General features: G+C 48.3%; 38 protein-coding genes. 12 read left to right on the forward strand and 26 right to left on the reverse strand.

All coding sequences use genetic code 11. The annotated features are described in order from the left end of the window. Window positions 1-8 precede the first annotated feature (8 nt). The gene (locus tag QRD89_RS15600; RefSeq protein ID WP_286095679.1) at window positions 9-929 is read left to right on the forward strand and encodes an alpha/beta hydrolase; all 921 of its coding nucleotides are present in this window, start codon (window positions 9-11) and stop codon (window positions 927-929) included. 61 nt (window positions 930-990) lie between these two features. On the opposite strand, the gene QRD89_RS15605 is transcribed toward QRD89_RS15600, so the two are convergent. Continuing rightward, window positions 991-1,161: a hypothetical protein gene (locus QRD89_RS15605; RefSeq protein WP_008633367.1), complete on the reverse strand. Its 171-nt coding sequence runs from the start codon at window positions 1,159-1,161 to the stop codon at window positions 991-993. An 82-nt stretch (window positions 1,162-1,243) separates the two neighbouring features. On the opposite strand from QRD89_RS15605, the gene QRD89_RS15610 reads away from it, so the two are divergent. Further along, window positions 1,244-1,453: a hypothetical protein gene (locus QRD89_RS15610; RefSeq protein WP_062514536.1), complete on the forward strand. Its 210-nt coding sequence runs from the start codon at window positions 1,244-1,246 to the stop codon at window positions 1,451-1,453. Window positions 1,454-1,618: 165 nt separating this feature from the next. Here the strand turns inward: QRD89_RS15610 and QRD89_RS15615 are convergent, their stop codons facing one another. The 5 genes from QRD89_RS15615 to QRD89_RS15635 form a co-directional block, all read right to left on the reverse strand. Further along, window positions 1,619-1,816: an acetyltransferase gene (locus QRD89_RS15615; protein WP_286095680.1), complete on the reverse strand. Its 198-nt coding sequence runs from the start codon at window positions 1,814-1,816 to the stop codon at window positions 1,619-1,621. A 67-nt stretch (window positions 1,817-1,883) separates the two neighbouring features. Further along, window positions 1,884-2,162: a hypothetical protein gene (locus tag QRD89_RS15620; RefSeq protein WP_008633372.1), complete on the reverse strand. Its 279-nt coding sequence runs from the start codon at window positions 2,160-2,162 to the stop codon at window positions 1,884-1,886. Window positions 2,163-2,266: 104 nt separating this feature from the next. Beyond that, window positions 2,267-2,443 carry a hypothetical protein gene (locus QRD89_RS15625; protein WP_286095681.1) on the reverse strand — a complete coding sequence of 59 codons (177 nt, stop codon included), beginning with the start codon at window positions 2,441-2,443 and terminating at the stop codon, window positions 2,267-2,269. After that, on the reverse strand, window positions 2,440-2,631 hold the full coding sequence (locus QRD89_RS15630; protein ID WP_286095682.1) for a hypothetical protein: 192 nt from the start codon (window positions 2,629-2,631) through the stop codon (window positions 2,440-2,442). The genes QRD89_RS15625 and QRD89_RS15630 overlap by 4 nt, the downstream gene beginning before the upstream one ends. Window positions 2,632-2,649: 18 nt before the next feature. Then, a complete protein-coding gene (locus tag QRD89_RS15635) occupies window positions 2,650-3,900 on the reverse strand; it encodes an MFS transporter (RefSeq protein WP_286095684.1) in 1,251 nt (416 codons plus the stop codon). Between the two features lie 162 nt (window positions 3,901-4,062). On the opposite strand from QRD89_RS15635, the gene QRD89_RS15640 reads away from it, so the two are divergent. Then, window positions 4,063-4,773, forward strand: a complete 711-nt coding sequence (locus QRD89_RS15640) for a hypothetical protein (protein ID WP_286095685.1) — start codon at window positions 4,063-4,065, stop codon at window positions 4,771-4,773. An 89-nt stretch (window positions 4,774-4,862) separates the two neighbouring features. On the opposite strand, the gene QRD89_RS15645 is transcribed toward QRD89_RS15640, so the two are convergent. The 3 genes from QRD89_RS15645 to QRD89_RS15655 all read right to left on the reverse strand — a co-directional run bounded on the left by QRD89_RS15645 (window position 4,863) and on the right by QRD89_RS15655 (window position 7,333). Beyond that, window positions 4,863-5,213: a DUF2200 domain-containing protein gene (locus tag QRD89_RS15645; protein ID WP_286095686.1), complete on the reverse strand. Its 351-nt coding sequence runs from the start codon at window positions 5,211-5,213 to the stop codon at window positions 4,863-4,865. 120 nt (window positions 5,214-5,333) lie between these two features. Continuing rightward, window positions 5,334-6,389 carry a FecCD family ABC transporter permease gene (locus tag QRD89_RS15650; RefSeq protein ID WP_008633378.1) on the reverse strand — a complete coding sequence of 352 codons (1,056 nt, stop codon included), beginning with the start codon at window positions 6,387-6,389 and terminating at the stop codon, window positions 5,334-5,336. Beyond that, a complete protein-coding gene (locus QRD89_RS15655; RefSeq protein ID WP_286096889.1) occupies window positions 6,386-7,333 on the reverse strand; it encodes a FecCD family ABC transporter permease in 948 nt (315 codons plus the stop codon). The genes QRD89_RS15650 and QRD89_RS15655 overlap by 4 nt, the downstream gene beginning before the upstream one ends. 249 nt (window positions 7,334-7,582) lie before the next feature. Here QRD89_RS15655 and QRD89_RS15660 point away from each other — a divergent pair, with 249 nt between their 5' ends. Beyond that, window positions 7,583-8,572 (forward strand): ABC transporter substrate-binding protein, encoded by a 990-nt coding sequence (locus QRD89_RS15660; RefSeq protein WP_286095687.1) that lies wholly within the window; start codon window positions 7,583-7,585, stop codon window positions 8,570-8,572. 357 nt (window positions 8,573-8,929) lie between these two features. Here the strand turns inward: QRD89_RS15660 and QRD89_RS15665 are convergent, their stop codons facing one another. Continuing rightward, window positions 8,930-9,103 carry a hypothetical protein gene (locus tag QRD89_RS15665; RefSeq protein ID WP_286095688.1) on the reverse strand — a complete coding sequence of 58 codons (174 nt, stop codon included), beginning with the start codon at window positions 9,101-9,103 and terminating at the stop codon, window positions 8,930-8,932. Window positions 9,104-9,304: 201 nt separating this feature from the next. Here QRD89_RS15665 and QRD89_RS15670 point away from each other — a divergent pair, with 201 nt between their 5' ends. Both QRD89_RS15670 and QRD89_RS15675 read left to right on the forward strand, forming a co-directional pair. Beyond that, on the forward strand, window positions 9,305-9,448 hold the full coding sequence (locus QRD89_RS15670; protein ID WP_286095689.1) for a hypothetical protein: 144 nt from the start codon (window positions 9,305-9,307) through the stop codon (window positions 9,446-9,448). A 60-nt stretch (window positions 9,449-9,508) separates the two neighbouring features. Beyond that, on the forward strand, window positions 9,509-9,808 hold the full coding sequence (locus QRD89_RS15675) for a hypothetical protein (protein WP_286095690.1): 300 nt from the start codon (window positions 9,509-9,511) through the stop codon (window positions 9,806-9,808). 54 nt (window positions 9,809-9,862) lie between these two features. Here QRD89_RS15675 and QRD89_RS15680 read toward each other — a convergent pair whose 3' ends face one another. The 9 genes from QRD89_RS15680 to QRD89_RS15720 form a co-directional block, all read right to left on the reverse strand. Then, window positions 9,863-10,891 carry a DUF4179 domain-containing protein gene (locus QRD89_RS15680; RefSeq protein WP_286095691.1) on the reverse strand — a complete coding sequence of 343 codons (1,029 nt, stop codon included), beginning with the start codon at window positions 10,889-10,891 and terminating at the stop codon, window positions 9,863-9,865. Continuing rightward, window positions 10,869-11,405 (reverse strand): sigma-70 family RNA polymerase sigma factor, encoded by a 537-nt coding sequence (locus tag QRD89_RS15685; protein ID WP_286095692.1) that lies wholly within the window; start codon window positions 11,403-11,405, stop codon window positions 10,869-10,871. Before QRD89_RS15685 ends, QRD89_RS15680 begins: the two co-directional genes overlap by 23 nt. Window positions 11,406-11,837: 432 nt before the next feature. Continuing rightward, window positions 11,838-12,059 carry a DUF3951 domain-containing protein gene (locus tag QRD89_RS15690; RefSeq protein ID WP_286095693.1) on the reverse strand — a complete coding sequence of 74 codons (222 nt, stop codon included), beginning with the start codon at window positions 12,057-12,059 and terminating at the stop codon, window positions 11,838-11,840. An 18-nt stretch (window positions 12,060-12,077) separates the two neighbouring features. After that, window positions 12,078-13,271 (reverse strand): M28 family peptidase, encoded by a 1,194-nt coding sequence (locus QRD89_RS15695; RefSeq protein WP_286095694.1) that lies wholly within the window; start codon window positions 13,269-13,271, stop codon window positions 12,078-12,080. Window positions 13,272-13,300: 29 nt separating this feature from the next. Next, a complete protein-coding gene (locus QRD89_RS15700) occupies window positions 13,301-13,564 on the reverse strand; it encodes a hypothetical protein (RefSeq protein WP_286095695.1) in 264 nt (87 codons plus the stop codon). A gap of 93 nt (window positions 13,565-13,657) precedes the next feature. Beyond that, on the reverse strand, window positions 13,658-14,215 hold the full coding sequence (locus QRD89_RS15705) for a maltose acetyltransferase domain-containing protein (RefSeq protein ID WP_026578049.1): 558 nt from the start codon (window positions 14,213-14,215) through the stop codon (window positions 13,658-13,660). Between the two features lie 312 nt (window positions 14,216-14,527). Continuing rightward, a complete protein-coding gene (locus QRD89_RS15710) occupies window positions 14,528-14,686 on the reverse strand; it encodes a DUF2964 family protein (RefSeq protein ID WP_161484915.1) in 159 nt (52 codons plus the stop codon). Window positions 14,687-14,797: 111 nt separating this feature from the next. After that, window positions 14,798-15,232 carry a GNAT family N-acetyltransferase gene (locus QRD89_RS15715; RefSeq protein WP_286096890.1) on the reverse strand — a complete coding sequence of 145 codons (435 nt, stop codon included), beginning with the start codon at window positions 15,230-15,232 and terminating at the stop codon, window positions 14,798-14,800. Between the two features lie 12 nt (window positions 15,233-15,244). Further along, window positions 15,245-16,291: a serine hydrolase domain-containing protein gene (locus QRD89_RS15720; RefSeq protein ID WP_286095696.1), complete on the reverse strand. Its 1,047-nt coding sequence runs from the start codon at window positions 16,289-16,291 to the stop codon at window positions 15,245-15,247. 156 nt (window positions 16,292-16,447) lie between these two features. On the opposite strand from QRD89_RS15720, the gene QRD89_RS15725 reads away from it, so the two are divergent. Both QRD89_RS15725 and QRD89_RS15730 read left to right on the forward strand, forming a co-directional pair. Continuing rightward, window positions 16,448-16,621, forward strand: a complete 174-nt coding sequence (locus QRD89_RS15725; RefSeq protein WP_161484916.1) for a hypothetical protein — start codon at window positions 16,448-16,450, stop codon at window positions 16,619-16,621. A gap of 94 nt (window positions 16,622-16,715) precedes the next feature. Continuing rightward, window positions 16,716-16,901, forward strand: a complete 186-nt coding sequence (locus tag QRD89_RS15730) for a hypothetical protein (RefSeq protein WP_008633404.1) — start codon at window positions 16,716-16,718, stop codon at window positions 16,899-16,901. 23 nt (window positions 16,902-16,924) lie between these two features. Here QRD89_RS15730 and QRD89_RS15735 read toward each other — a convergent pair whose 3' ends face one another. After that, complete coding sequence (locus QRD89_RS15735; protein WP_008633405.1) at window positions 16,925-17,281, reverse strand: winged helix-turn-helix transcriptional regulator; 357 nt, start codon at window positions 17,279-17,281, stop codon at window positions 16,925-16,927. Window positions 17,282-17,456: 175 nt separating this feature from the next. On the opposite strand from QRD89_RS15735, the gene hxlA reads away from it, so the two are divergent. Continuing rightward, entirely contained in the window at window positions 17,457-18,089 is a 633-nt protein-coding gene (gene hxlA, locus QRD89_RS15740; protein WP_286095698.1) for a 3-hexulose-6-phosphate synthase, read from the forward strand. A 5-nt stretch (window positions 18,090-18,094) separates the two neighbouring features. After that, window positions 18,095-18,652 (forward strand): 6-phospho-3-hexuloisomerase, encoded by a 558-nt coding sequence (gene hxlB / locus QRD89_RS15745; protein WP_286095699.1) that lies wholly within the window; start codon window positions 18,095-18,097, stop codon window positions 18,650-18,652. Between the two features lie 82 nt (window positions 18,653-18,734). Here hxlB and QRD89_RS15750 read toward each other — a convergent pair whose 3' ends face one another. Next, on the reverse strand, window positions 18,735-19,349 hold the full coding sequence (locus QRD89_RS15750) for an HAD-IA family hydrolase (protein WP_286095700.1): 615 nt from the start codon (window positions 19,347-19,349) through the stop codon (window positions 18,735-18,737). Between the two features lie 170 nt (window positions 19,350-19,519). Continuing rightward, window positions 19,520-20,416, reverse strand: coding sequence for an alpha/beta fold hydrolase (locus QRD89_RS15755; RefSeq protein ID WP_286095701.1), 897 nt, complete (start codon window positions 20,414-20,416; stop codon window positions 19,520-19,522). 259 nt (window positions 20,417-20,675) lie between these two features. Between QRD89_RS15755 and QRD89_RS15760 the strand changes: the two genes are divergently transcribed. Further along, complete coding sequence (locus QRD89_RS15760; RefSeq protein WP_286095702.1) at window positions 20,676-21,431, forward strand: PAS domain S-box protein; 756 nt, start codon at window positions 20,676-20,678, stop codon at window positions 21,429-21,431. Window positions 21,432-21,603: 172 nt separating this feature from the next. Continuing rightward, window positions 21,604-21,792: a hypothetical protein gene (locus QRD89_RS15765; RefSeq protein WP_026578042.1), complete on the forward strand. Its 189-nt coding sequence runs from the start codon at window positions 21,604-21,606 to the stop codon at window positions 21,790-21,792. A 95-nt stretch (window positions 21,793-21,887) separates the two neighbouring features. Here the strand turns inward: QRD89_RS15765 and QRD89_RS15770 are convergent, their stop codons facing one another. The 4 genes from QRD89_RS15770 to QRD89_RS15785 form a co-directional block, all read right to left on the reverse strand. After that, on the reverse strand, window positions 21,888-22,142 hold the full coding sequence (locus QRD89_RS15770) for a hypothetical protein (protein WP_286095703.1): 255 nt from the start codon (window positions 22,140-22,142) through the stop codon (window positions 21,888-21,890). Between the two features lie 217 nt (window positions 22,143-22,359). Continuing rightward, a complete protein-coding gene (locus QRD89_RS15775; RefSeq protein ID WP_286095704.1) occupies window positions 22,360-23,034 on the reverse strand; it encodes a Type 1 glutamine amidotransferase-like domain-containing protein in 675 nt (224 codons plus the stop codon). A 150-nt stretch (window positions 23,035-23,184) separates the two neighbouring features. After that, window positions 23,185-24,057: an AraC family transcriptional regulator gene (locus QRD89_RS15780; RefSeq protein ID WP_286095705.1), complete on the reverse strand. Its 873-nt coding sequence runs from the start codon at window positions 24,055-24,057 to the stop codon at window positions 23,185-23,187. 121 nt (window positions 24,058-24,178) lie between these two features. Then, on the reverse strand, window positions 24,179-25,456 hold the full coding sequence (locus tag QRD89_RS15785) for an MFS transporter (protein WP_286095706.1): 1,278 nt from the start codon (window positions 25,454-25,456) through the stop codon (window positions 24,179-24,181). Window positions 25,457-25,469: the final 13 nt, after the last annotated feature.

Consider the following 25,469-nt stretch of genomic DNA (forward strand, 5'->3'; position numbering starts at 1 on the left):
GAAGGCAGATGACAAAAATACAGGAAGCAGTCATAGAGCGAAAAGGAACAAAGCTTTACGGGACCCTTACCCTGCCCGATCCGCACAGCAAGAAGGCGGTCCTCCTCATTCCCGGTTCCGGGAAAGTCGACAGGGACGGCAATGGCGGATGGATGCAGGCGGATATCTATAAAGAATTAGCCGGCCGCTTACACGAAGCAGGGCTGATCACGCTGCGCTACGATAAACGGGGAGTAGGAAAAAGCGAAGGCAGTTATGTGGCAGCAGGCTTATGGGACTTTATCGAAGATGCCGGGGACTGGCTGGAATTTTTGAAAGGCCGTTCCGAGGTGGAGGAAGTCACGGTGATCGGCCACAGCGAAGGGGCGATTATCGGACCTGCCGTCATGAGAGACAGAAGCGCAGACCGGTTCATCTTCCTGTGCGGATCCTTTGATAAAGGAGAGGAGCTCCTTGATTATCAGAATCGGATGATCAGACAGGAAATCGCCGAGGCTTCCGGAGTGAAGGGGTTCTTTTTCCGGGTGCTTAAAGTGAACAAAAAAATTGAAAAGCAGACCCGTAAGTTCTATGAGAAAATCGAGGCGGATCCTTCTGATGTCATCCAATACAAAGGAACGAAAATCAACGCCAAATGGGTGAGGGAAATGAGAGCCTTCGACACAGCTGACTACCTTTCCTACGTGCCTGCCCGTTCCCTCGCCATAGAAGGGGAAAAAGACGTCCAGGTGAAGCAAGGATCCGCCCGTGCATTCGCTTCTCATACCGGCGCGGAAGTGAAGGTTTATCCAGACATGAACCATCTGCTCCGGAAACGATCCGGCAATCATACACTTCTGAACGTAAAGAAAGAATATAAAGAAAGTATCAGGAAGGACGAAATGCACCCGGACATGCTGCGGGATCTGATCCAGTTTCTCCAATCCTAAATGCTGTAAGCCAAGCATACAGACAAAAAAGGAGGGTCATCAGAATGACCCTCCTTTTCCTTCAGCGACCCTCATCGGCGTTCTGCTTCCTCAACTCCGCAAGAATCTCCTTCAAATACTCGTTCCTCTCTCTGGATCGATGCAGCATAGCCGCAACGAAATAAATAGCGAATCCGAGGATACCCAGATAGAAGATTACATTTAAAAATCCAAAAACCATAAAGGATTCCATACCTGTCCTCCTTCTTTTTTGACAGTCTCCCAACTGTCGTCTATACTTCGATATCCACCTGTAGAAAAGGAGACGATTACCTATGTACGACCATTCTGATTTAGTAGAAGCGAAACGGCAGATCGATTCCACGGTCCATAAGCTGAAAGAGACAGTAAAAACGTTGCAAGCGAAAGAAAATCCGGCCCGCTACAAAGCACAGATCACCTTAGCCAAAAGGCGGATCCATGCATTTGAATTGTCCCTATCCCTTATCGAAAGAGAAATTTCCACATTAGAAACGGACGGTTAAAAGCCGCTTATACCTAATAATAGAAAGAAGTTTTCCGTAAAGGGCGGAGGGAAATGGACAGGCTCCGGCCGCCCCGTGGAAAGCGTCCCATTTCCCGGAGCCCGGTGCTCCCAAAAACTACTTCCTCAACAAGCTAAAAAACCTCCTTTTAAAAGAGGCTTTTCTTTAATCCAACCGTTCCGGATGCTCCACATACCACTCCAATATGTAACCACAGCTCGAACAGTATTTTGAAAGGACCGGCGAAGATGTGCTCCGCGGATTTCCTTCCGGGAACATATGCACAGCGCCGGCTGCGGAATGGACCACGCCCTTTTTCACTTTCTGCCCGCCGCATTTCGGACAGGAGTCGGTCTTTATCATCGGAATCCCCTCTTTCCACCTTATGGTATCTATACGTGCGGGGTGGATTTCGGTTTCAACAATGGCGTTATTTTCCCGGAAGGTAGATGGACTTTCCATTGTTTAGAGGATGAAACAAGCCAATGGTATCCCGATCAGGTTCTTCCTCGTACAGATCGTGAACGAGGGGATGATCATGATCCTCGCTGTCTATATAAACGACTCCATCCTCATCCGGCTCCACCATGACCTCGTAAAGCCCCTTCCCCGTCAGCTCCTTCAGAATTTCGGATTGGCGGTCTTCCTCTTCCTGCAGGCGCTCGATCTCTGCCCACTTTTCTTCTTCTGACATGTTTTCCCTATCCATGTCTACATCCCCTCCTCTTTTTTCTTCCTTTTTATCCCACAAACTATTTCCTTATCCTATCATTCTTCCTATGCAAAAAAAAGGACTTCTCTGTAGAAGACAGCCTACTTTCCTGATAAATAATACCTGGCATTGGCGAAGCATATTCCACCTAAGAGAAACAGTAGGACGATGGCCCAGCTGGCAATTGCCCCATAATCCCCGTGAAAAATGTACTCGTTCGTCAACGTGATGATAACCATCGCAGCCATCACCACAAACATGCCGATGACATACTTCATCCATCATCCCTCCTTCCTCTATCTTTCATTCCAGCTTCCGTCAAGTACATCAAGATCGGATAAGCTGCCAGCACTAGTGCCAGCGACAACACGACCGGCACATGTTTATGTAAGATAGGACTGACCGCAATGACGACCAGAATATAGAGAAAACGGACGATATCCTTAACCTTTTTCGCTCTTGACATCTTCTCCTCCTTTCCGGACTACCTTCGTGACCAGATTACCACTGGCAGGAGAACGAGTGATAATAGTCCACCACCGATGGACAGCGCAGCATATCCGGCGTGTGCGACAACCATTCCTGAGAGGGCCCCGCCGGAAGCACCTGCGAGCGCAACGAACACATCAAGCGTCCCCTGTGTTTTCGCACGTGTGAACGGCGTCGTCGAGTCGATGATCTGGGCGGTACCGCTGATCAGTCCGAAGTTCCAGCCTAATCCAAGCAGCGATAAAGCAACGATTAAGAGCACAACCGAATCATCCGGAGCGAGCGCTGCCACCAGTCCTGCGAGCAGCAGTGTCACACCCGAAGCGATGCTCATCGCGGTACGGCCGAATTTGTCGACGAGGACACCGGTCACAAGCGACGGGAGATACATCGCTCCAATATGGAAACCAATGACCATGCCGATCTCCCGGAGTCCATGACCGTGATGCCCCATGTGAACAGGAGTCATCGTCATGATGGCAACCATCACCAGCTGGGTGAGCACCATAACCACTGCTCCGACCGCAAGTCCGCGCTTGTTAACCGCTGCAGCTACTGCTCCATCCCTTGTGAGAACTTCCTCCTGTACCGCCAGCTTCTTCGCCATCGTCAGCGGATCCGGCCGCAGCATAACGAAGAGAAACAGACCAGCCAAAAGGAAAGCCGCCCCCGATAAGAGAAACGGCCCGGCGAGTGCCGGGATACCGATAGACAGAGCCGCATTTCCCATGACACCGACAAGATTCGGCCCAGCCACCGCTCCGAACGTCGTCATCACCATCGTGATGCTGACCGCGGTCGCCCGCTGCTTCCGATCCGCTAAATCCGTACCTGCGTAGCGTGCTTGAAGGTTCGTTGCTGTTCCTGCTCCGTAGATGAATAAAGCCGCAAATAAAAGGAAGACGCTATTGAAAATGGCAGCGAGCACCACCCCGGCTGAACCGAGGCCTCCTACAGCGAAACCTGCCGCAAGCCCTGTCCTTCGCCCGTACCGCTGGGATAACCTTCCGACCGCCCACGCGGCGACCGCCGACCCCAATGTAAAGAGCGCCGCCGGCAACCCTGCGTATGCATCGGTGCCGAGCATCTGCTGAGCAAGCAGAGCACCGACGGTAATTCCGGCTGCAAGGCCAGCGCCGCCGAGAATCTGCGATATACTGACGACCACCAATACTTTGCGGTACAACGTTTTCCGCTGTTCCTGCGACACGTGTTCAGAAGCTGTTTCTACTTTCTCCATTCCCATCCAGGCACCTTCTCACTCGTTATTCTTTTTTCTATGTATTGGATCATTCTATGAATCTATCGTTTTAATGTCCTTCTCCCAGCCAACTTTCCTCTTTCATCATATGTTAGTTAAAAGAGACGTCCTTTGTCTCTTTCATTCTATCGGAAAGGAGGAATGCTTATGTATGCATCCGACGGGCTCCTCAAGTCCTACAACCATAAAGAAACACCACCATCCCTGCTTATCCCGCTCCAGACGACAGGGGTAGAAACGGGCCTGCAGGTTCCAGTAAGCTTGGAGCGTCTATGCTTGAGCGATCAGATAGAACTGATCGCAACCGCGAATTGGCTGATCACATTGGGTGGAGCGGCTGTCCTCACTGCCTACCTCCCCATCACAGCGGAGCCGTTAACGACTCTGGAATCGACGGTAAACGTAATGGTCGAAGCCCCTGTCACGTTTAACGTGTACCGCGATGAAGAACTGATCTTCACGACTACGGATTTCCGGACGCTTATGTTCCGGGCAAGGGTTCCCGGCGCCGTCACCTCCACGACGGAAAGTATAAGTATCTCTCAGATCGACCTCACTCCCGTGTCTACAAGCAACGGACTGCCGCCTGCTGCGACGACCACTTTCCAGTATATCGACACAGATACCACCGCCGTAAAACACGTCTATACGATCACCGCGCAGCTGGGCAGGTATTCACCTGTGCCGATGGTCAACTCTCTGCGAACGACAGATACCACAACTCCGCTGATTCCGGTAAACTTCACCATCACCAGCTTTCAACCGATTGCGCTCATATCCTACACAAACTTCTCAGGGAAAGTCATCAGGAAACAAGATCCCTGCCGGAAAAGGAACGGACAGAACGAAAGGCTGTAAAACAAGTATATAGCCCGTGACAGCCCAACAACTATAAACATCCTAAAAATCAAGCCCTGCACACGCCGACATGCAGGGCTTGATTTCTCTTATTTCCGAAGTATCTTCTCCATCGCTTTTCCCTTTGCCAGCTCGTCGATCAGCTTATCCATATACCGGATTTCCCGCATCGTCGGTTCTTCGATCTCTTCCACCCGCACTCCGCAGATGACGCCTTTGATCAACGTCCGGTTCGGGTGCAGCGCTGGAGCCTCCGCGAAAAAGGTCTGGAAGTCTGTCTGATTTTCCAGGACACCCTCCATTTGTTCCTGGCTGTAACCGGTGATCCAGCGGATGATTTCATCCACTTCCTCTTTCGTCCGCCCTTTTCTTTCCGCCTTGGCAACGTAAGCCGGATAAACCTTCGCAAAGCTCATCGAATAAATTTTGTGCTCAGGCATAAGATTCCCTCCTTCCACTGTCTATAGTTCCTGTATATCCAGCGTAACATAAAACACCTACCGCTATACTCAAAAAAAAGCGGTCCTTCCCTATGAGAAGAACCGCTCCTGCGCCATCCTTTATGCATTCCTGCTTTTATACAAAAGAAAAATGAAATAAGGGGCACCGATGGCTGCTGTAAATACACCGGCCGGCACTTCCAACGGAAGGAACAGCGTCTTTCCCGCGAAATCTGCGAGCATGACGAGAATTCCCCCGAGCAGTGCCGCAACCGGAAGCAGCGGAGCAAAGCCCGTACCGACAAGCCTCCGTGCCATATGAGGGGCCATCAAACCGACGAACCCGATGCCGCCGGCGAAGGCTACCCCGACAGCCGTGAGCCCGATACTCAACAACAGCAGCAAGAGACGGCTCAACTTGACGTTGCTTCCGACTCCCGTCGCAATGCCGTCTCCTAAGTCCAGGATGTCGAGCTGCTTCGTGACCATTGCCGTCACCAGCAGCAGGACGACCGCAGCAGGAAGCAGGATCGTCACCTGGTCCCAGTTGGCGGCGCTCACAGAACCCGTAATCCAGACGTTCGCCTGAGTCGCCTGATAGATCGGTCCTTTGATCATGAACAGCGTCGTCAAGGACTTCATGAACATCGACACTCCGATACCGATCAACACCAGCCTTAAAGCCGAAGTCGTCTTTTTCCTTGCGAGGAAGTACACGCTGAAGCCTGTGATGACCGCGCCGATGAAGGCCGCAAGCGGCATCCAATGGATACTTACCATCAAGGAATTGTTCTGATCCGAGAACAGCATCAGGAAGACAACGACCGCCACTGACGCTCCCCCCGTTATCCCGATGATGTCCGGTGATGCGAGCGGATTACGTACGAGACTCTGAAGGATGCCTCCCGCTACAGCCAGACAGGCACCGACGAGGAAGGAAACGATGATCCTCGGTAAGCGGAACGACTGGATGATCAATTCATGGTAGGCCGTACCGTTTCCGATCAATGTTTGAAAAACGTCAATCGGATTGATCATCGTCTCGCCGACCCCGGTACTGATCAGGAATACGATCGCTGCCGTCAGTAGCAGGATCAGGCTGATACGCAAGGCTTTTTTATCAATAAGAAAGGAAATACGCCCGTTCTTCGAGCGGATCGTTTTGTATCTATTCATGCGTCCTCCCTCCCTTTTCTCGCAATGTAAATGAAGAAAGGAATGCCGAGCATCGCGGTCATGACACCGACAGGCACCTCACTCGGCATGACGATGTACCTTGCTGCGATATCCGCGTTCAGCAAAAGAATTGCGCCGAGAACGGCACTGTACGGAAGAATCCAGCGGTAATCGTTGCCGACCAGGTACTTCGTAATATGCGGCACGACGACGCCTACGAAAATGATCGGACCTGCGATGGCGACTGAACCCCCGGATAACAGCACGACCGTAGCAATGCCGAAGAACCGGACAACCGGCGTTTTCAGCCCGAGCCCGTTCGCTACGTCATCTCCCATGACAAGGATGTTGATCTTTCCGGCAAGGAAAATGCACAGGACGAAGCCAACCGTCATATAAGGAAGCACCGTGATCAAGGATTCCAACTTCCTGCCCTGCACCGATCCGGAGAGCCAGAAAAGCACTTCATCGAAAGCCGCCTCATTCACGACCAGCAGTCCCTGCGTCATCGAAGAAAAGAACGCCGCCATCGCCGCTCCGGCCAGCGTCAGTTTGACCGGCGTCAATCCTTCCCTCCCGGCAGAGCCGAGTATGTAGACGATCGCCGCCGTCACGCCTGCTCCGAGGAAAGCGATCCAGGTAAAGGCTTGGATATTATTGATGGAAAAGAAAGAAAAAGCGACGACGATAAAGAAGCCTGCTCCAGCATTGATCCCGAATACGCTTGGAGATGCGAGCGGATTGTTCGTCAGCGCCTGAAGCAGGACACCGGAAACGGCAAGCCCCGCCCCGACGACCGTCGCAATCAGCGCCCGAGGAAGTCGGACATCCTGAATGATGATATGTTCATTGGAATTATCGAAATCCAGGAACGCCTGATAGGCCGTGTTCCAGCCCGTGTCGGCATAACCGTACACAATGCTTGCCCCCATCGACGCAAGCATAAGCAGGACACTGCCGATAAATACAAGTGTTTTTGCTCTATTGGAATGGATCAAGAGAATCTCCCCTACACCAAAGTTAGAAAAAGCGGAAGCCGCAAGCTTTCGCCACTTCCATACAACCATTGAAATTGTATCAAACATTCTTATTATTGAAAATGATTTTCAATATCGCCATTGACAAACGTATCATCTTTTTTTACTATATAGCTTAGGTAAATGATAATGAATATCATTCTTAGGAGGAGACTTATGCGTACATATAAAAAGAGTTTATGGGTATTCTTATCCGTTCTTGCGCTGTTGTTCATTACCGCATGCGGAAGCGACTCGGATAAAGAGGCAGAAGAAACCACCAGTGGCGACGGCGGGGAATCGTACACGGTGAAGCACGCGATGGGAGAAACGGAAATCCCGGAGAAGCCGAAGAAAGTCGTCGTACTGACTAACGAAGGAACAGAAGCCGTCCTGGCACTCGGTGTCCAACCGACCGGAGCCGTCCAATCGTGGCTTGGCGATCCTTGGTATAAGCATATCGAAGAAGACATGGATGGTGTCGAGGTCGTCGGTCTGGAGCAGGAAGTGAACGTAGAGAAGATCGCGGAACTGCAGCCGGATCTGATCATCGGAAACAAACAGCGTCAGGAAGCCGTCTATGACAAACTGAGCGCTATTGCACCGACCGTATTCTCCGAGCAGCTGCGCGGAGACTGGAAGGAGAACTTCAAGCTTTACGCAGAGGCACTCGGCCTTGAAGACAAAGGCGAAGAAGTACTTGCTGACTATGACGCGCACGTCGAAGAAGTGAAGACAGCCCTTGGAGATAAGACAGATCAGGAAGTTTCCGTCGTACGCTTCATGGCCGGAACATCCCGGATCTACTACAAGGATTCCTTCTCCGGAGTCATCCTTGACGAGCTTGGCTTCAAACGTACCGAAGCACAGACAGAGATGTTCGACGAAAGCAACAAAATGGGTGAACTTGCCATCGAAGTAGGAAAAGAAGCCATTCCGAAAATGGATGGAGATATCCTCTTCTACTTCACTTACGCCCCTCAGGACGACCCGGAAGCATTGAGCACAGAAGAAGAATGGACAAGCGATCCATTATGGAAGAACCTCAATGTAGTCCAGGAAGGAAACGCTCATAAAGTGAGCGATGCCGTCTGGAACACAGCCGGAGGCGTCATTGCAGCCAACCAGATGCTCGATGAACTGCAGGAAATCATGACAGAAGAATAATATTCTCTAATAAAGGAAAGAACGAACGGCCGGGGAGCTTCCCCGGCCGTTTTCAGGCTGTCGAGAAACTCTTAAGAATAGGCGGATGGGATAAAAATCTTCCGTCCATGAAACTTTTTAATCAAATATCCATAACGATGAATGAAGGGAATTATGGCAAAGGGTGGAGTGGAATAGAGCAGACTCCTGTGGGAATAGTGGCCCAGGTGAGACCCCGGAAGAGCGCAGCGATGAGAAGGCTCACCGGCCACCCCACGGAAAGCGCTCTATTCCACGGAGCCCGCCCGCTCCCTATAAAAGTACTTCTTCAACAAACTACGAACGGCCGGATAGCTTCCCCGGCCGTTTTTTTCATGGTTATAAGCTCATCCCGATCCATATAAGTAATGCCGAACAGACGACAGCCAAGATGACAAGACTTTTGGACCCGTCTGCCTTCGCCTTTGCACCGGGAAGATCACGGAGAATGATCGCGGCCCAGCCTCCGATCACTAATAGAATGATGACGATGTTCCTTCCCATCTCCCCCATCGAAACCCTCCATATTCGGATGTAATAGACTCCATCCAATTGAAGTACCCTTCCACTCTCCCTTCAAACTACTGTTCACCATTGAGCAATTCGGCTCATTTCTATCAACAAAGGCGATGGTACAAGCGGGTAGGAGGTTTTTTCATAGATTACTAAAGTAAGAGACGTCTCCTACATTCCAGTAATGGAGGAGGGAAAATCATGAACTTCTTACGAAACTTAGTTGCGGCACTGATCGCTGTCCTGTTTTTGCTGGGTCTTTTGGTCGCTGTTCTACTAGGATCCAGTGAGCAACGCCAGATCGTCATTAACTGCATTAATGAGATCCTGCGAACCATCAACTAATCATAAGGGGCTATGGATAAAACCACAGCCCCTTCATTATTAGAGAAAGGGGAAATACCTATGAGTAAATTCGATCAAATCGATAAGAACAATTCAAAAGAAGCGAAGAAAGATTCGTCCCAAGAATTGAATCTGGATTCTTTGATGAATCTCGCATCCAAACTGACGAAAGAGGATGCTTTATTCAACAACCTGCTGAAAAACGATGCTGCAGACGACTTGGACCTGTCCGGCATTTTCGGTGACATCACCGGAGCCGCATCGGACACGTTTGACGGGGTAAAGAAGGAATTGGCGGAAATTAAGACGGAATTGGTGAAGCTGAATACGAATATCGAGGCTCTTTTGAAAAAGTCTTAAAGAAAAGAGGTTGATCCTGGGATCAGCCTCTTTTTCTTTAAACGTATCTAGCTTTTAATTTAATGAATTTATATCCATTTTGATTGGGTCCAGTTCTAAGGGATCGTTAGGATCTTTCCCTGTTAACGCTACTTTAGGATAAATTTCTATGTAACTGGTCCTTTCTCGTATTTCTTCTGGAATGATACTCCTTCCTTTCACAACAAGTCTCCCATTTTCCTTTTTAGTCTCCAAATCAATACCATCCACAGAAATAGTTATCTCTCTTCCTCGATCGTCATATGCTTCTAGTCGGACCTGATTATGTACCTCTGAAGACGGAAAAGAAGCAGTATAATTGATGGCAGTCGAAGCTTTCCCTTCTATAATAGAATCAACTTGGACACGGATAGATGCTGCCGTATCCTCGCTCTCTTTGTTTACCGGCAGGACGTTGTAAGGCAGTTGTTTAACAGGAACATCAAAAGCCCACTTTCCCTCTTGCTTTCCAATTCTTAAGAATTCCAAGGGAAATGTAGTGTGCTCGGGCATACTTTCATAAGGATAAGGAATCTGAATTTGACCTGTGTATCCGTCTTCGATCGGAGTAAAATAGACGATCTCGCGGCTATCCGATACCGACTCATCTCCCTGATAAATTTCGTAAAATCCGCTGAAACGTGCGCCATCATCGCTCTGAACATCACCTTTCACTTCTACGGTCACCCCCATTACCGCTCCATCATAATAAGCACTGGTTATACGCACTTTAATGTCTTTTGCAGTAGCCGTCTCCTCTAATTCAGTAACCAAATTTTGAGATGCTAAGTTCCTTCCTATAGAGTCATTAAAAGTGGAATATAAGTGACCTACTACCGGCACTTGTGCCATGACATGAGATACAGATGGGACAGCAAACGTAGCGAACATGATAATAATAAAAGCAGTTGCAGAAAGAAACCATTTTATGTTTAGATACCCTTTCCTGCCTTCCCCCGATCTGTGTGTACTTCCTATACGTACACCCATCTTTATCGCTTGCCGGACGTCATCCTCCGGAACATTGATATCGTTGTATTTTTCATTGAATAATTTCTCCTTCATGGTAACCCTCCCCTTTCAAGATTACCTTCAATTGTTTTTTCCCTCTTAGAAGGTAGGTCTTTACCGTATTTACCGGAACGTCCATAATTTCAGCGACTTCTTTTATTGGAAGGTCCTGATAGTAAAAAATAACAACGGCATCGCGATACTTCTCCGGCAATCTATCCAACGCCCAAACCAAATCCAGATGTTCAACAATACAATCATCTTTCCCCGTTGAAACTTGACTAATTTGTTCCAATGGTAACTCCTTTTCCTTCTTCCTCTTCCATTCATAAGAACTATTGATCAGTATTCTAGTGATCCAGGTTAAGAAATATTTGCTTTCTCTTAAATTTTTTATGGCCAGAAATGCTTTATAAGCCGTTTCTTGAACAATATCCAAAGCATCATCCCTGTTACCGGCATATAAATAAGCTGTTCGATACAATCGATCGCTGTATTGAATCAGCAGTTTCTCGAATGCCTCTGAATCTCCCTTCTTCGCTTTCTTAATCAGTCTGTGATTCTTCACTCGATCCTCCCCTTATAGTCTTTAGAGTTCATTTCCTGTATAAAAGTTTCAACTTTTTACAAAATAAAAAATACGTACTCTTTGAAAAGCACGTATTCCTAATTATATATTCATATTGGTTCCGTAAATAATCCGGCAATAAGGATCATCCGTCCCGCTAAAACCATGGCGGCTCCTATAAACAAAATGGTTAGAAGGGAACTTCTCACACCATGAACGGCACAACCAAAGTCAGGACAGGGAGGATACCAACACTCCGAAGCGAATCCTGTATGTTCTAGTCTTTTATACGAAAGTAAACAGAGGGGATGATATAAATCTGCTAAACGTTGCAATTTAAGTAGTGTGAATCAGTGTTAACATAAACTGTTTATATATATGTCTCGTTTACAAAGTAAGAATAAAGCAGTCTGCGTCTCTCCAAGCTGTTCATCAAAGCTTCCTCTCCGGTCTCTTCCCATCCCCCTGCTCGCTTTCCTCCACCTCTTCGTCTTCCAAATTTTCTTCCTGGAACTCATGGACGACCTGGCCGGTAATATGATCGAACGGCGTATAATAATTATGGATGGTTTCTTTCTTTATAAATAATTTATAGGCAACGAAAATAAGCAGCGACACAAAGGCAAGCGAGAAAACTGCCACGATATAAACCATACATTCCTCTCCCTTCCTTCATGATTTCCGCTTCCTCGCCCATTCCACCTGCTTATCCTGAAGGTCTTCGATGATCTCTAAAGCAAGCGACTGGACTTCCTGCAGCTTCTCCTGACTGATCCAACTGATTGTGTCCTCCTTCGAGTGGAGCAGGTCGGAAACCCCGGTGCAGCTGAACGGGATACTCGGGACGCCGCGCGCGAAAAAGGTGTAATGATTGCTTTCATACCACGGGGTTCGCCATTGCACCGCAGGGCGGGCGTGCTTCCGACGCTTCAACGCTTTCTCCAATGCCTCTGACCCGGCCATAAGCGTCACCGTATTCGTGCCGAGGGACTGACCAATTCCGTCGAAATTCATGGCGACAATTGCATCCTTCAAACCTGCTTCGTGTTCCTTCACGTAGTGCTCGTCTCCGAGGCCGAGGTATTCTTCTGAGCTGAAGGCGATGCATTCAAATCCTGTACGCCAGTCCGTCCGCCTGACGATTTCCTCTGCAAGCGTGAGGAGGAGGGCGACACCCGATCCATTATCGAAGGCACCGGCCGAATCAAATACGGTGTCATAGTGGGCGGCAAGAATGATTTTCTCCCGACCTGCTCCTTGCCTGCGACCTATCACATTGCACGTTTTCCCCTGTCTTCTCTCCGACTGGATCACGACCGTTGCGGTACCCTTGACGGAAAGAGCCGTCTCCGGTGTTACCGTGAGAGACGGAATCCGGAAGTCCCAATCGTTGACAATCGGAACACGCTGCCCTTTCTCCATACTTACGAAGAGGATGGCAGAAGGCTCTTTATCCTCAAGTAATTGAATCGTCCGGCGGTGATGTGCCGGGTTATAAATGGAGAAGCCCTTTGGAACGTAGTTTTCCTTGGAAAGCTCCCCATAGAGAAAAGCGATTTTCCCGTGGAGTTCCGGAGATGCGTCCAGTTCATCCATCGTGCAGAAAGGAACGATCTCCCCGGTAACGGCACACGACTCGGAAAAGTTATTCCCCGTTGCTTCCAATCTCCTCCCGTCTACCTCTATGTAAGCATCCGTGAGCTGCCAGTCCGGCACTTTAAATGTCTGGACCTCTACCTCCATACCACAGCCGGCGAAGCATTCCTCTATATACTGCGCCGCTTCGTGGTTGGCTTCACTTCCGACCGGGCGGCACCCAATCTCTTCGGCTAATTTTTTCAGATGAACCATCGACCTCTGTTCCATCCAACTCCCCCTTTTAGGCTCCCTGCACCTTAAGTGTCGTCCCCATCTCCACTCGAAATGTCGTCATCGAAAAACTCTCTACCATAAGAATGAAAAGAGCTATGGTGCCTGACATCCGGACTCGCTAAAACCTCCCCCTTCCTCTGCTTGTGCGTCCGTTTCCAACGAAGGATGGAATAGACGATTCCGCAGACTAAGGCTGTGTAAATAAGAAAGTCCGCCTCATAAAAAAGGTAGATACACACTCCAGCGGCTGCCAGAATTAATAACAATACTTCCAATCCTTTCATCATTTCCACCTCTCTTACTTATGTACGTTCTCTCCCCCTCTTCGGTTCAAACCATTTCCAGAATACAAAAAAGGCGACACGTTCGCCGCCTCCCTGCTAATCCAATTTTTTGATGATACGGGCCGGATTTCCTCCGACCACGACATTGTCCGGTACATCTTTTACAACGACCGCACCTGAGGCGATCACGGCATCATCACCGATGGTCACGCCCGGATTGATGACTGCCCGCCCTCCGATCCAGACACGGTTCCCGATCGTCACCGGCTTTGTGAATTCAATTCCGGACGTCCGCTCCCCGGCATCGGTCGGGTGGGTATTGGTATAAATGTGAACGCCGGGCGCAAGCATGCACTGGTCGCCGATCGTCACTTTCCCGCCGTCCAGTATCGTGCAGTCGAAGTTGGCATAAAAGTCTTCCCCGACATGAATGTTATAGCCGTAATCACAGCGGAAGGTCGATTCCACGTAAAGCTGCTCTCCTGTCGAACCGAAAAGCTCCTTCAACACTTCGGCACGTGCCGCTTCGTCCTCTTCTTCTATATCATTCAGCCTGCGGACCAGCCGTCTCGACCGGCGCCTGCCTTCGAGTAATTCTCTATCGGCCGGATCATAAAACTCACCGGCGATCATCTTTTCTTTTTCAGATTTCATTCCCATAGCCCCTCTGCAGATGAAGTTCTTTTCTCTTTATCTATTCTGGAAGAGAGCAGGGATTCCTTCTCTATCTCCTATAAAAAATAGCCTCTGAGAATAGAGGCTAAAAATAAAAAAATGCTTATGTGGAGAGCGGACTCCGGTAAATGGGACGCTTTCCACAGGGCGGCCGGTGAGCCCGTAGGAGTATGCCCATTTACCTCCGCCCTTCAAGGTAACTATCCCTTTTCATTTGGGTGTCTTTTTGCGAAGTTTTTCTTAAGTCCCATGTGAGAATTCAGTAAAAGTCGTCTTTATTAAGGTGTTGTCCTACTTCCGATCTTCCGGCGTAAGTAAACCTATAATGGTTACAACCAAACCAAACCCACCGATCCACAAACCGTAGCGAAGCCCGGGCTCGTTTTGGAACAAGACGCCGACTAACAGAATCGCGATTCCAGCTAACATGATCTTGATAGGAACGTTCAAAAGAAACACTCCTTTCTATTTCCTAAAACTATGTACATTTTTTCGAAAATCAGTTTATCATACCTCATAGAAATAGAAAAAATAAAAAAGGGCGACGGTTCGCCCTTTTCCCTACGAATGCATCTTTCGGATGACGGCCATTTCTTTCCCGAACCGATCTCCGTTGTCGAAAAAACCCAGACTCTCGTAAAGCTTGTGAGCTCCGGTATTCTTCGGATGGTAGCCGACAACGATCTTCCCGGCCCCCGGTAACTTCTCCATCTCGGTAATCATCAAGCTCGTTGCCGCCCTGCCGATTCCCCGCCCCTGGAACTTTTTATCGACCATTATACGGTACACCCAGTAACCGTCCAATTCCTCCGGCACCGAATTATACATGAGGAAACCGACGACCTCCTCTTCCAAATAAACAGCATAAGGTTTCAGCGTAGGTTCGAACTTGGATTGGGCAATCGATACGGCGTTCGGCTCCATGAACTCACGCTGCTCCTCCGCCACTTCCAAGGTACAGCACGCATACCAGTTTTCTTCGTTGCATTCCACAATCGTTACGTGTAGTCATTTTCGTATCTCCTCGGCGAATAGTATTTCCTCCAACCCTTTCGTCATCTCCAAAGGCCCGGACTCCTTATTGGACGGCACCACCACTTTGACATCAAGCCCGGGATAGACAGATGCGCGGAAGCTGACGCCCGGGTCGTACCCCATCACGTGATATTTATAGATGTCGCTGCCTTTCTTATTCATCCAGATCCCGTAGCCGTAATGAATCTCTTCGTTCACCGCTCGATGAGGATGAAGGAGTTTGTTCGTCGTCTCTTCCTCCAGCAGCTCATAACGGAACAGTGCCTCCCACAGCTTGATCATATCAGCGGCCGTCGTGTAGGCACCTCCGTCCGATCCGCCCTGTTTCGGGAGGGCGTAAATATTGGTCCGCCACGCCCCTGCTTCCTCCTCATCAATGTACCCGAGAGCCGTATTCCGGGGGAGTCTGTCCATCGAGAAGTAGCCCGAATTCATCATACCGCAAGGCTTGAAAATTTTTGTTTCAATGTATTCCGTGAAGGTGCGCCCTGTTTGCTGCTCCAGGATAAGACCAAGGACGATATAGCCCGCATTATTGTAACGGAACCGTTCGCCGGGCGGGAATTTCATCTGTTCCTCCTGAAAAAGCGGCAGGAAATCATGAAGCGATTCGATCCGGTACACCGGATAGTCCTTCCACAGTTCTTCGTAATCGCTCATCTTCTCTTCGTCGAAGTAGTCCGGCATGCCTGACGTGTGGGTCAACAGCTGATGGATCGTAATCTGCGGGTCCACGTGAGGAAAAGCTATATCCAGACAGTCAGCCAGCGGCGTGTGGAAGTCTATCTTTCCCTGCTCGACCAACATGCAGATGCCGATGGCGGTGAACAACTTGCACCCCGATGCGATCCCGAAGCGGGTGTGAATATCATTCCGCCGTTCCTCCGACCTGTCCGCACAGCCGAAGGCCCGGTGCACCAATACTTCCTCTCCCTGTTTCACATGGACGACACCGGAAAAATCGATATCGCTGCTTATGTTCGTGATGATTCTGTTTAATTCCCTGCTTTCCAACCCCATCTAAACGCCTCCCCTTTTTCTTACATTTTATGCTATATGAATATATTTTTATATACCCTCATGGTAACTATATACATTGCTTGAAACTTTTCTACAAATATATTAAACTGGTTGCTCCTGCTGTTGCCTCACGAATCTTAGAGAGGAGGCAAACCTATGCAAACATACGAAGTCGGTAGCTTGATCAAGAACCACTGCACCCATTGCCACCATGACGAACAAAAAGTCATCAAGGTCGTACCTAACGAATTTTCCGAGAAAATCGTCACGACGCTGTGGACGCAATGTACGAAGTGTGGTCAAAACCATACCCGCTTAAATCAAGAATAATATACAAAAAACGTGCCGGAGTCTTGCTTGCTCCGGCACGTTTTTCGTTTACAGCATCCCTCGTAAAGGAACACACCTTTGTGGAGGGATATATATGAAAGTTGCGGTCGTCCTGCTGAAGATCATCGGCATTCCTGTCTACCTTTACCTGGTGATGCTGCTGCTCGATCAGATTTTTGATTTCGAGTCGGCAGAAAAGCCGGCGCTCCTTATTCCGATAACACTTGTGACTTATCTGGATGTCTTTTTCTTGAGGAGAAAAGGCAGGAAACAGGATTAGCATCCGCTCGTAAACGCGTCCTGTCAGATGGCGGATGAGTCTTCCTTTTCCAACACGTTCTCGACGTAATCCTTCCCCCATTCATACATGGCATCCAAAATAGGCATGAGACTTTCCCCATGTTCCGTCAGCGAGTACTCGACTTTCGGGGGAACGACCGGGTAGACTTCCCGGTGCACGATCAAATGGGCTTCGAGCTCCCTCAGTTGTGTGACGAGCATCCGCTGCGTGATCCCAGGCATGAGCGCCTTCAATTCTCCGAATCGTTTCGTGCCTTCCTTACCTAAATGCCATAAGATCAGCATCTTCCATTTCCCCCCGATTACAGACAGGGTCAATTCCTTTTCACAGTTAAACGATTTCTCTCCTAAGTTCGGCATCCCTCTCGCCACCCCTTTTATCATCCAATAGTATACTTTTTATCACTATATGCGATTAATGTGCGTACTTTTTATTCTGGAACGGCCTTAGTATACTATGGAACATGCCCGCGATAAAAGCATTCCACTTTATCCGGCACACGATACTCGAACCATAGAGAAGGAGAGAATATACATGAAATTACAATTAGCATTAGATCTCGTCAATATTCCAGAAGCGATTGAAGTAGTCAAAGAGGTGGAAGCATACATCGACGTTGTCGAAATCGGCACCCCTGTCGTGATCAACGAAGGACTGAAAGCAGTAAAAGAAATGAAAGCCGCCTTCCCGAACTTGACGGTTCTGGCCGACTTGAAAATCATGGACGCTGCCGGCTATGAAGTAAGCCAGGCATCGGCTGCGGGCGCAGACATCATTACAATCCTCGGAACAGCGGAAGACGAGTCTATCAAAGGCGCGGTGGCCGAAGCGAAAAACCAAGGAAAAGAAATCCTTGTCGATATGATTGCCGTAAAAGATATCGCTGCCCGCGCGGAAGAGTTGGATCAGCTTGGAGCCGATTATATCTGCGTACACACAGGCTACGATCTGCAAGCAGAAGGAAAAGACTCCTTCCAAGACCTGCACACGATCAAAAGCGTTGTGAAAAATGCCAAAACGGCCATTGCTGGTGGAATAAAACTGGAAACACTTCCGGAAGTCGTGAAGCAGAACCCTGACCTCGTCATCGTCGGCGGCGGGATCACAGGCAAAGAGGACAAGCAGGCGACCGCACGCGAGATGCAGACATTACTGAAACAAGGGTGAAGGAAATGAAAACGGCTGGTTACTTAGCGGAGATCATGGAAGAACTGTCTCAGACGGTCCAGCAGATCCCTGAGTCAGAAGCAGAGGAGCTCGTGAATCAAATTACAGCTTCCAAGAAAGTATTCGTCACAGGCGCAGGCCGATCCGGCTTCATGGGAAAATCCTTCGCCATGCGGATGATGCATATGGGAATCGATGCCTATGTCGTGGGAGAAACGGTAACAGCCAATCTCGAACCTGGTGATTTGTTGATCATCGGATCCGGATCTGGAGAAACGAAAACCCTTGTGGCTATTGCAGAAAAAGCTAAACATTTTGGAGGAAAAGTGGCTGCGGTCACGATCTCTCCGGAATCGACGATTGGACAAATGGCCGACATTGTCATTCCCTTGCCAGGCATGACGAAAGACCAATCTGCCGGCAGTCACAGCTCTATCCAACCGATGGGAACGCTGTTCGAGCAGACGATGCTGCTGTTCTATGACGCCTTGATCCTCCGCTTTATGGAGAAAAAAGGACTGGATTCCGATAAGATGTATGGAAAGCATGCCAATCTTGAATAATCAGGAAAAGGACACAAATGAGCATTTGTGTCCTTTTTGTATGGTGGTTTCCTTATGGATTTACAAAACAAAAGGCAGAAATTTAAAGAATGGAATACAGCTCCTTAAAGTCATGGAGAGTATGGTCGGCATGGTCGCTTTCTTCCTTGTGCTCCGAAAAGTAGCAGGCGCTGATTCCCGCATGTTTACCCGAGAGAAGATCCAGGTCCCTGTCACCGATCATGATCGTCTGTTCCGGCTTCATCCCATGTTTCTCTATCAAATGATGGATCGCATCAGGGCTCGGCTTTCTCGCAAATCCTTGTTCCGCTGTGATGCATTCCGTAAAGCAGTCGGCTATCCCGGCCTTTTGTAGTAATTCGACGGCCGTGATGCCCTTATGGGTAAACAGATAATTCTTTCTGCCTGATGCAGCTATGTAGGTACAGACGGCTTCGATCTCTTCATACGGCTTAGAGTGTTCCATCTCGGCTTCGCTTCTCTTCTTGTTGTAGGCGGCCAGAAAATCTTCATCTATTCCATATTTCTGTTCATAATGCTTGTAGGCAGTGGATGCCGACACCCTCATATGCCCTTCAATGGTTTCTGCCGGCTCGTCAATTCCCCGGCTTTCCAGCGTTTCCTTGAACGCCCGCGCCATCCACGGATACGTATCGAACAGTGTGCCGTCAAAGTCCCAAATGATATGTTTATACACGTTCATTCCTCCTTTATGGTTCTTCTATCACTTTTGAAAAGACCCTCTCCAATATCTTCCTTTTCCCAAAGCTTTTCGGACAGGAAAAACAATGTAAACACATGGAAGATAGGTATTAAATCAAATAAGACGTCCCACCTTCCTAAGCAAATAAACTATGCTATATTTCTCTAACGGATAAGAAATCCCTTCACCACCTCACTGAATAAATCCGGCTTTTCCTGATGTGGAGTGTGTCCGCATTCTTCAAAATGATAAATATCTCCGTCCGTCTCTTTGAATGCCTCCACCTGCTCCTCACAGACAGCCGCGTCATGCTCGGCTGTCATCAACAGCATCGGCTTTTCCACATATTTTAGATGCTGCAACTGACTTTGAAAAATTCCCCCTTCAGATAGAAGACGATCATAGTGAATTTCTGACTTATCATAGAATTCTTCCCACTCTTCCTCTGAATAAGCTGAACCATAATCCGTCGGATGATCGAACGAAAATTGATAGATTTTCACCCTGTCTTCTCCGAGTTCATCGCTTAGTTTCATATACCCTTCTGTCAGTTCTCTTGGAGACAAACTCTCATTCTTAGAAAAAGAAACACACCTTTGTGCCAAGCTTTCCTCGCCGATAGTCCGGGCAATTGCTGCTGTTTTCCGAAGCAGAGATCGTGATGTACGCGCAAAATCAAAGGTCGGGCATTCAAATATCAGTTTATCAATAGAATCCGGATATAGATGGGCATACATAAGCGCCAAATAGCCTCCAAACGAGTGACCAATGACTGACCATTTTTCTATATGAAAGGAAGACCGCAACGCTTCACAATCCTCGATGATATCGGTTAAACCAAAGAGGTCATCCTCCCCGATTTTTTCAGATCGACAGACCCCACGCTGATCAAGGGCAATTATGTGCAGATCATCGGACAGCCTTGCCTTCTGATGGTACGTAAAGTCGAAACAGCTTTCTCCAGGACCGCCGTGCAAATAAAGGACTGGAACCTTATCATCGGAACCATACCTCTCCACGTAAAGATGGGTACCTCGGACTTTTCTAAAATTACCATCCATTAACGGCATTCCTCCTTTACTTAAGTGCAAACTATTGATGCTGATGGGGTGAAAAGAAGCACATATGCAGATGTCATACTTACTATTTCCATTGATGAAAGGAGCAAAAGGTATCTTCTCCAATATATAGGAAATACAGCGAATTTTCCATAGATTGGATATATACTGCGCTTGCTGGACCTTTCACTAAATCTAGTATCCTGCAGTGTGCTATGCTAGAAAATATATTCATATATTTTACTGATATAGAGGTGGAAAAATGTTGAAAGGTATAGAAGACATAAATTACCAGGAAGTAATGGAGTATTCTCTGGAGCCGATCATTCTTCATACAGACTACAAAATCCTGTATATAAACAAGGCGGCGGAGGAATTCTTCCGGACGGATAAAGAAAGTGTGATCGGGGTAAGCCCGTTAGATATATTTAAGGAGTCGTCCAAGGGTGCAATCAAGCGGAGGATTCAATCGGCTTACGATTCTCCAGCTGCTGTCATTGAAGAGACCATCTATCGAATGGACAAAACAACGGTGACCGTTGAATTATATTGCCATCCCGTTATGCTTGGGGAAAATAATAAAGCCATTCAATCCTATATCCGTGATATCACCATCCGGAAAGAAAGCGAAAAAAAGCAGGAGGATATGCTTCAGGAAATAAACGAGCTGTCAGCAACCATCGTGCCTATTATGAGTAATATTGCTATCCTTCCATTAACAGGGAACATATGTGAGGACAAAGCAGGAATGATCTTAGAAATCATCCCTGAAAAAGTAAAGGATCAAGCACTTAAATACCTCATTATAGATTTCTCCGGCGTGTACAGGTTAGATGATGTGGTGATTGATTCCCTATTTAAAATCATCCACGTCTTATCTCTGCTCGGCGTACAAGCGGTCCTTACCGGCTTACGTCCTGAAATGGCGATTGAGGCAACAAAATTAGGGATAAATTTGTCTGATGTTCCTACTCTGGCCTCCGTTAAAGACGCCCTTGTTCATTTGGGAATTCATTGATGTTCACAGGTCATCCGCTATAAAAAACGCAGCCATGGCCTTTGACCAATTGCATGCCCCGCCAACCATTTATTTAATAAGCGCTTGTATTTCGTTATATTGAAGTAACTTTACATGGAAACACCTTTCATCATCACGCTATTGGTATATCAAGCGGAAAGGGAGATGCTTCATGAAAGAGCGAATGAAAAACGGGATGATTTCCGCTATCATGTTTGCTGTATTTGCTGTTCTCTTTGGGTACTTTGTCGGCGGAGAGATACGGTGGGAGAACGTTACAGGTCTAGCGATAGGCGGGTTTATTTCCTGGGCCTTCATTATTCCACGGATTCGGAAACTGAGAGGAAAAAAAGAGGAGTAACAGGTCACTTAGGCAAATATTCGTCCTCCTTTAAACCAGCTATTTTTATCAACCGATCTATAGAAACTTTCAACTGCTCTCGGCCTGTTTCCTCTTTATGATGGCCGGCTCTCCTGATTATCCTTTTCCTCTATGTAGTTGATACGCGGTTCATACGTGCAAGGTATGTCAAACGTCGTTTCTGAAGTCGCTATGACGTGGTGTTGAATAGAATAGATTTCCGGCCCCGGCTGTTCATCATACCAGTCAAGATATTCCGAATCCGTGCATTTATACAAGTACCACGGCCTGTCGTCTTTTCCAACATCACCCGCCCGCGCTTTGGAAGCATGTTCAACAAAAGAACACATCTTCACTTCCCCCGCAATCCGGAAGGACAGAACGAAATTTCCCTCGTCATACGAATCCTAATGAAAGTGCATCATACCCTTTTCGTTTTCAAAGGTAAGGATAAGACCATCTTTTGTCTCCCCCCATTCCACCTTCTCCAAATATCTCCCATGTCTATAGGCCGTCGGATTCCAGACGTGCATCTCCGTAGTAGTAATGAGAGGCACCCTTTCGAATTTAATTTTTCAGAGGTTGTCCGCGTCGCAGCTGATTCTTACACCTTCCATCCCTGTTGTTTCTCATATCATAAACGTCTTCCGCAATCACTTCTATCCTTCTTTTCGTAACATGTATGGCTCCTCCGTCGGCAAGTGCGATAAAAGGAATATTTTCATTGTTTAAATGATGGTAAATGAATTCATCATCTTCTTTGACATAATGACACCATAACCTAGTTCCATGCAGGAGCTGAAGTGGCCTGTATTGGTTGGTTTGTCTCTGTTTAGTCGTGTAGGAAATATCACTTCCGAACAGGATGGCCCCGGCACTTTGACCAAAGATAATTCCTCCATCGTTATAGTACTGTCTTATAACCTCATCGAATCCACTCTTCTTTAATACTTCCAGCAAGGTTACACTTCTCCCTCCACTGAAATAAACCGCAGAAAAACGGGTTAAGTCCTCTCGTTTCTTATCGGCAAGGTCTGTCCACATCACGAATTCTTTTACGCCTAATGGCATAAGGATACTCTTAATATAATCGAAGCTCCTTTGATAGGATCGATGCTCTTCATCACCAGCCAAAGGGATATAGAGGATGGGTTTATCTGCATCCACCTTATTTACGAGAAACTGATATACGTCGAGGTTTTGTTCATAGCTTCCGCCGCCGGACAGGATTAAGCTTCCCAATTGATCACTCCCTCTCTTATTATTAGTTAACTCCTTAACAAGCCAATTTCTATAAATAAAGTTTCTTTTCCTCTCTCATAGCAAATTAAATGGAGACCATCTTCCCGGTTAAATCCAAGCACGAAAAAAAGAGCTGCCGAAACAGCTCTTTTACTTCTTCCAAACCGGGATCCAGATCTCGCTCCGGAACGCCGGAGCGTTCACGTCCTTCGACTCATTCCAAAGAATTTCCGGCCCCTCCTTTTGTTCATAGTTCGATGCCGGGAACCATTCCGAGTAAATCCGTCCCCAGACATCCTGCAGCGTTTCCGGAAAAGGACCGGCGGCTTCGAACACCGCCCATGTCGAGGCTTCGACCTCAAGCTTTGCGAAGGCATCGGGACACGCTTCGGTGGTCGCGACCCCTATATAGTGGTCGAGTTCTCCCTCCTCCTGCATCCTCCCTTCGGAAAAGTTCGCCGATGCACTGAGCATGCCGGACGGTTCGATGTTCGACAGCTGCTTCAGCTCCCGGATCGATGCTTCGTCCAACGCTTCCCACATGGCTGCGATTTCCGGGTTGACCCCTTCGAAAATAATGGGGACCCTTTTTTTCAAACCGATGATACGGAATGCTTCTTTTTCTTCGATACGGTAGTTCATTTCCACTCCTCCTTTGATGGATAACTGGAAGGACATCGGTGGATAGGCTTTCAAGGCTTTTCCGTCCCGCTTCCCTTCAGACGGTGTGATGCCGTGCATGTGTTGAAACGCCTTGGCAAAAGCGTCGGGGGAGCCGTACCCGTAGCGGAGAGCTACGTCGATGACCTTGGCACCGCCCTCCCTCAACTCAAAGGCTGCAAGCGTCAGCCGCCTGCGCCGGATATATTCCGAGAGTGGGATGCCTGCAAGGAAGGGGAACATTCTTCGGAAATGGTATTCCGAACACTGTGCTATTGCCGCCACTTCCTTCATGTCGATCTCCCCGGTCAGGTGTTCCTCGATATATTGGATTGCGTTGTTCATAGCGTTGAGCCTATCCACTGGCATGACCTCCTATAGACTTAGAATAACAGGTCGGGATGCGGAGTACCCGACATTCGGTGCACGATTCGGACGGTACGCACATATACTATTGATTGATTGATTCATCAATCAATATAAGCTATAAATTACCTGCCTTCGCTTCTTCCTTCTCCTCCGCCCGAGTGAGATGCGTATCGACACGCAGAAACAGGACAAGCCCAACGGCACCGAGCACCAGATATTTCATCCCCATCAACCAGGCAGGCACGAATCCGCTTAACAGGACGCCGAGAGCGGCGACGAGCATGGCGATGTAGCCGGTGAACTGGAAAACCGCTAAGTACGAGCTTCGTTTATCATCCGGGGCCAGATCTGCAAGCATGCTCTGTTTGACGGGGATATATAACAGCTCCCCGAACGTTACGACAGCCATCAGTACGATCAGGAGCCACGGAGAATCGACCACGGTAAACAGGGTGTAGCCGATCGTATAGGATATCAATCCTACCAACAGTACCGCTTTGTTCCTCCACTTTTTCACAAGCCACGTAAGGAAACCGGCAGCGAAGACGACGAGAAACGTGTTTTCCGAACGCAGGATTCCAAGTATCAGGAACCCGTCGATTTCTATGTTTATGGAAGAAAAGGAAAGCAGCGGCTGCGCTTCGATCGTTTGGACGAAGTGGATCGCCAGGAAGTTCGTCAGTTGTTCCTCGAGTGAGTATATACAGATCCCTGCAAAGAGGAGCATCAGGAATACCCGGTCCTGAAAGACGACTTTATAATTGTTCCATATCGTTGGTTGGACTTTTTGTACAGAAGGTTGCAGCTCTTGGTGAGGTTTGATGTAGGATTCTGTGATGAAGAGTTGTGTGATGACGGCAGAGAGCAGCGAGACACCGGCTATGCCGAGAAACAGCTGGAACAAGTACTGTTGAAAAAGGACGGCCCCGATCACGCCGGCAACCGCGGAGGAAATGTTCCCGACCCAGTACAACAGTGTGAATACATAGCGCCGGTGTTCACTGGAGGTCACATCGAGCACCATCGCTTGGGAGACCGGACCGATCAGCCCGCCGAAGAACATCCCAAAAATAAAGAAGCTGTAGGTGAGATACGGCGCGTCCAACCACGGGGAATTCAGCCAGGCAATGATAAAAAAAGTGAAAGCGGAGCCGATTTCGGCCCAAACCATCAAGCGCTTGCGTCCGATCCGGTCTGAGTAGAAGCCGCCGATGATGCCGCCGGCAATTCCGAAGAATACAAGGCTTGCGACCATCAGCCCCGTCACCGTCTCACCGACCTTCTGAGCGAAATATACCGTTAAGAAAGGAAGCACCATCATGTTGGAGAACTGGGTGATGAATTGCGTGAATACCCTGATCTTCACATTCGGGTGCAGCTGATTAAAGGACATGCCCTCTCCCCTT

This window comes from Halobacillus sp. ACCC02827 (assembly GCF_030291935.1).
Lineage (GTDB): Bacteria > Bacillota > Bacilli > Bacillales > Halobacillaceae > Halobacillus.

What these genes read in the sequence shown, in the direction of transcription:
- QRD89_RS15600 (WP_286095679.1), top strand. Translation starts at nt 9, where the DNA reads ATGACAAAAATACAGGAAGCAGTCATAGAGCGAAAAGGAACAAAGCTT.
- QRD89_RS15605 (WP_008633367.1), bottom strand. Translation starts at nt 1,161, where the DNA reads ATGGAATCCTTTATGGTTTTTGGATTTTTAAATGTAATCTTCTATCTG.
- QRD89_RS15610 (WP_062514536.1), top strand. Translation starts at nt 1,244, where the DNA reads ATGTACGACCATTCTGATTTAGTAGAAGCGAAACGGCAGATCGATTCC.
- QRD89_RS15615 (WP_286095680.1), bottom strand. Translation starts at nt 1,816, where the DNA reads ATGATAAAGACCGACTCCTGTCCGAAATGCGGCGGGCAGAAAGTGAAA.
- QRD89_RS15620 (WP_008633372.1), bottom strand. Translation starts at nt 2,162, where the DNA reads ATGGATAGGGAAAACATGTCAGAAGAAGAAAAGTGGGCAGAGATCGAG.
- QRD89_RS15625 (WP_286095681.1), bottom strand. Translation starts at nt 2,443, where the DNA reads ATGAAGTATGTCATCGGCATGTTTGTGGTGATGGCTGCGATGGTTATC.
- QRD89_RS15630 (WP_286095682.1), bottom strand. Translation starts at nt 2,631, where the DNA reads ATGTCAAGAGCGAAAAAGGTTAAGGATATCGTCCGTTTTCTCTATATT.
- QRD89_RS15635 (WP_286095684.1), bottom strand. Translation starts at nt 3,900, where the DNA reads ATGGGAATGGAGAAAGTAGAAACAGCTTCTGAACACGTGTCGCAGGAA.
- QRD89_RS15640 (WP_286095685.1), top strand. Translation starts at nt 4,063, where the DNA reads ATGTATGCATCCGACGGGCTCCTCAAGTCCTACAACCATAAAGAAACA.
- QRD89_RS15645 (WP_286095686.1), bottom strand. Translation starts at nt 5,213, where the DNA reads ATGCCTGAGCACAAAATTTATTCGATGAGCTTTGCGAAGGTTTATCCG.
- QRD89_RS15650 (WP_008633378.1), bottom strand. Translation starts at nt 6,389, where the DNA reads ATGAATAGATACAAAACGATCCGCTCGAAGAACGGGCGTATTTCCTTT.
- QRD89_RS15655 (WP_286096889.1), bottom strand. Translation starts at nt 7,333, where the DNA reads ATGCTTGCGTCGATGGGGGCAAGCATTGTGTACGGTTATGCCGACACG.
- QRD89_RS15660 (WP_286095687.1), top strand. Translation starts at nt 7,583, where the DNA reads ATGCGTACATATAAAAAGAGTTTATGGGTATTCTTATCCGTTCTTGCG.
- QRD89_RS15665 (WP_286095688.1), bottom strand. Translation starts at nt 9,103, where the DNA reads ATGGGGGAGATGGGAAGGAACATCGTCATCATTCTATTAGTGATCGGA.
- QRD89_RS15670 (WP_286095689.1), top strand. Translation starts at nt 9,305, where the DNA reads ATGAACTTCTTACGAAACTTAGTTGCGGCACTGATCGCTGTCCTGTTT.
- QRD89_RS15675 (WP_286095690.1), top strand. Translation starts at nt 9,509, where the DNA reads ATGAGTAAATTCGATCAAATCGATAAGAACAATTCAAAAGAAGCGAAG.
- QRD89_RS15680 (WP_286095691.1), bottom strand. Translation starts at nt 10,891, where the DNA reads ATGAAGGAGAAATTATTCAATGAAAAATACAACGATATCAATGTTCCG.
- QRD89_RS15690 (WP_286095693.1), bottom strand. Translation starts at nt 12,059, where the DNA reads ATGGTTTATATCGTGGCAGTTTTCTCGCTTGCCTTTGTGTCGCTGCTT.
- QRD89_RS15695 (WP_286095694.1), bottom strand. Translation starts at nt 13,271, where the DNA reads ATGGAACAGAGGTCGATGGTTCATCTGAAAAAATTAGCCGAAGAGATT.
- QRD89_RS15700 (WP_286095695.1), bottom strand. Translation starts at nt 13,564, where the DNA reads ATGATGAAAGGATTGGAAGTATTGTTATTAATTCTGGCAGCCGCTGGA.
- QRD89_RS15705 (WP_026578049.1), bottom strand. Translation starts at nt 14,215, where the DNA reads ATGAAATCTGAAAAAGAAAAGATGATCGCCGGTGAGTTTTATGATCCG.
- QRD89_RS15720 (WP_286095696.1), bottom strand. Translation starts at nt 16,291, where the DNA reads ATGGGGTTGGAAAGCAGGGAATTAAACAGAATCATCACGAACATAAGC.
- QRD89_RS15725 (WP_161484916.1), top strand. Translation starts at nt 16,448, where the DNA reads ATGCAAACATACGAAGTCGGTAGCTTGATCAAGAACCACTGCACCCAT.
- QRD89_RS15730 (WP_008633404.1), top strand. Translation starts at nt 16,716, where the DNA reads ATGAAAGTTGCGGTCGTCCTGCTGAAGATCATCGGCATTCCTGTCTAC.
- QRD89_RS15735 (WP_008633405.1), bottom strand. Translation starts at nt 17,281, where the DNA reads ATGCCGAACTTAGGAGAGAAATCGTTTAACTGTGAAAAGGAATTGACC.
- hxlA (WP_286095698.1), top strand. Translation starts at nt 17,457, where the DNA reads ATGAAATTACAATTAGCATTAGATCTCGTCAATATTCCAGAAGCGATT.
- hxlB (WP_286095699.1), top strand. Translation starts at nt 18,095, where the DNA reads ATGAAAACGGCTGGTTACTTAGCGGAGATCATGGAAGAACTGTCTCAG.
- QRD89_RS15755 (WP_286095701.1), bottom strand. Translation starts at nt 20,416, where the DNA reads ATGGATGGTAATTTTAGAAAAGTCCGAGGTACCCATCTTTACGTGGAG.
- QRD89_RS15760 (WP_286095702.1), top strand. Translation starts at nt 20,676, where the DNA reads ATGTTGAAAGGTATAGAAGACATAAATTACCAGGAAGTAATGGAGTAT.
- QRD89_RS15765 (WP_026578042.1), top strand. Translation starts at nt 21,604, where the DNA reads ATGAAAGAGCGAATGAAAAACGGGATGATTTCCGCTATCATGTTTGCT.
- QRD89_RS15770 (WP_286095703.1), bottom strand. Translation starts at nt 22,142, where the DNA reads ATGTGTTCTTTTGTTGAACATGCTTCCAAAGCGCGGGCGGGTGATGTT.
- QRD89_RS15785 (WP_286095706.1), bottom strand. Translation starts at nt 25,456, where the DNA reads ATGTCCTTTAATCAGCTGCACCCGAATGTGAAGATCAGGGTATTCACG.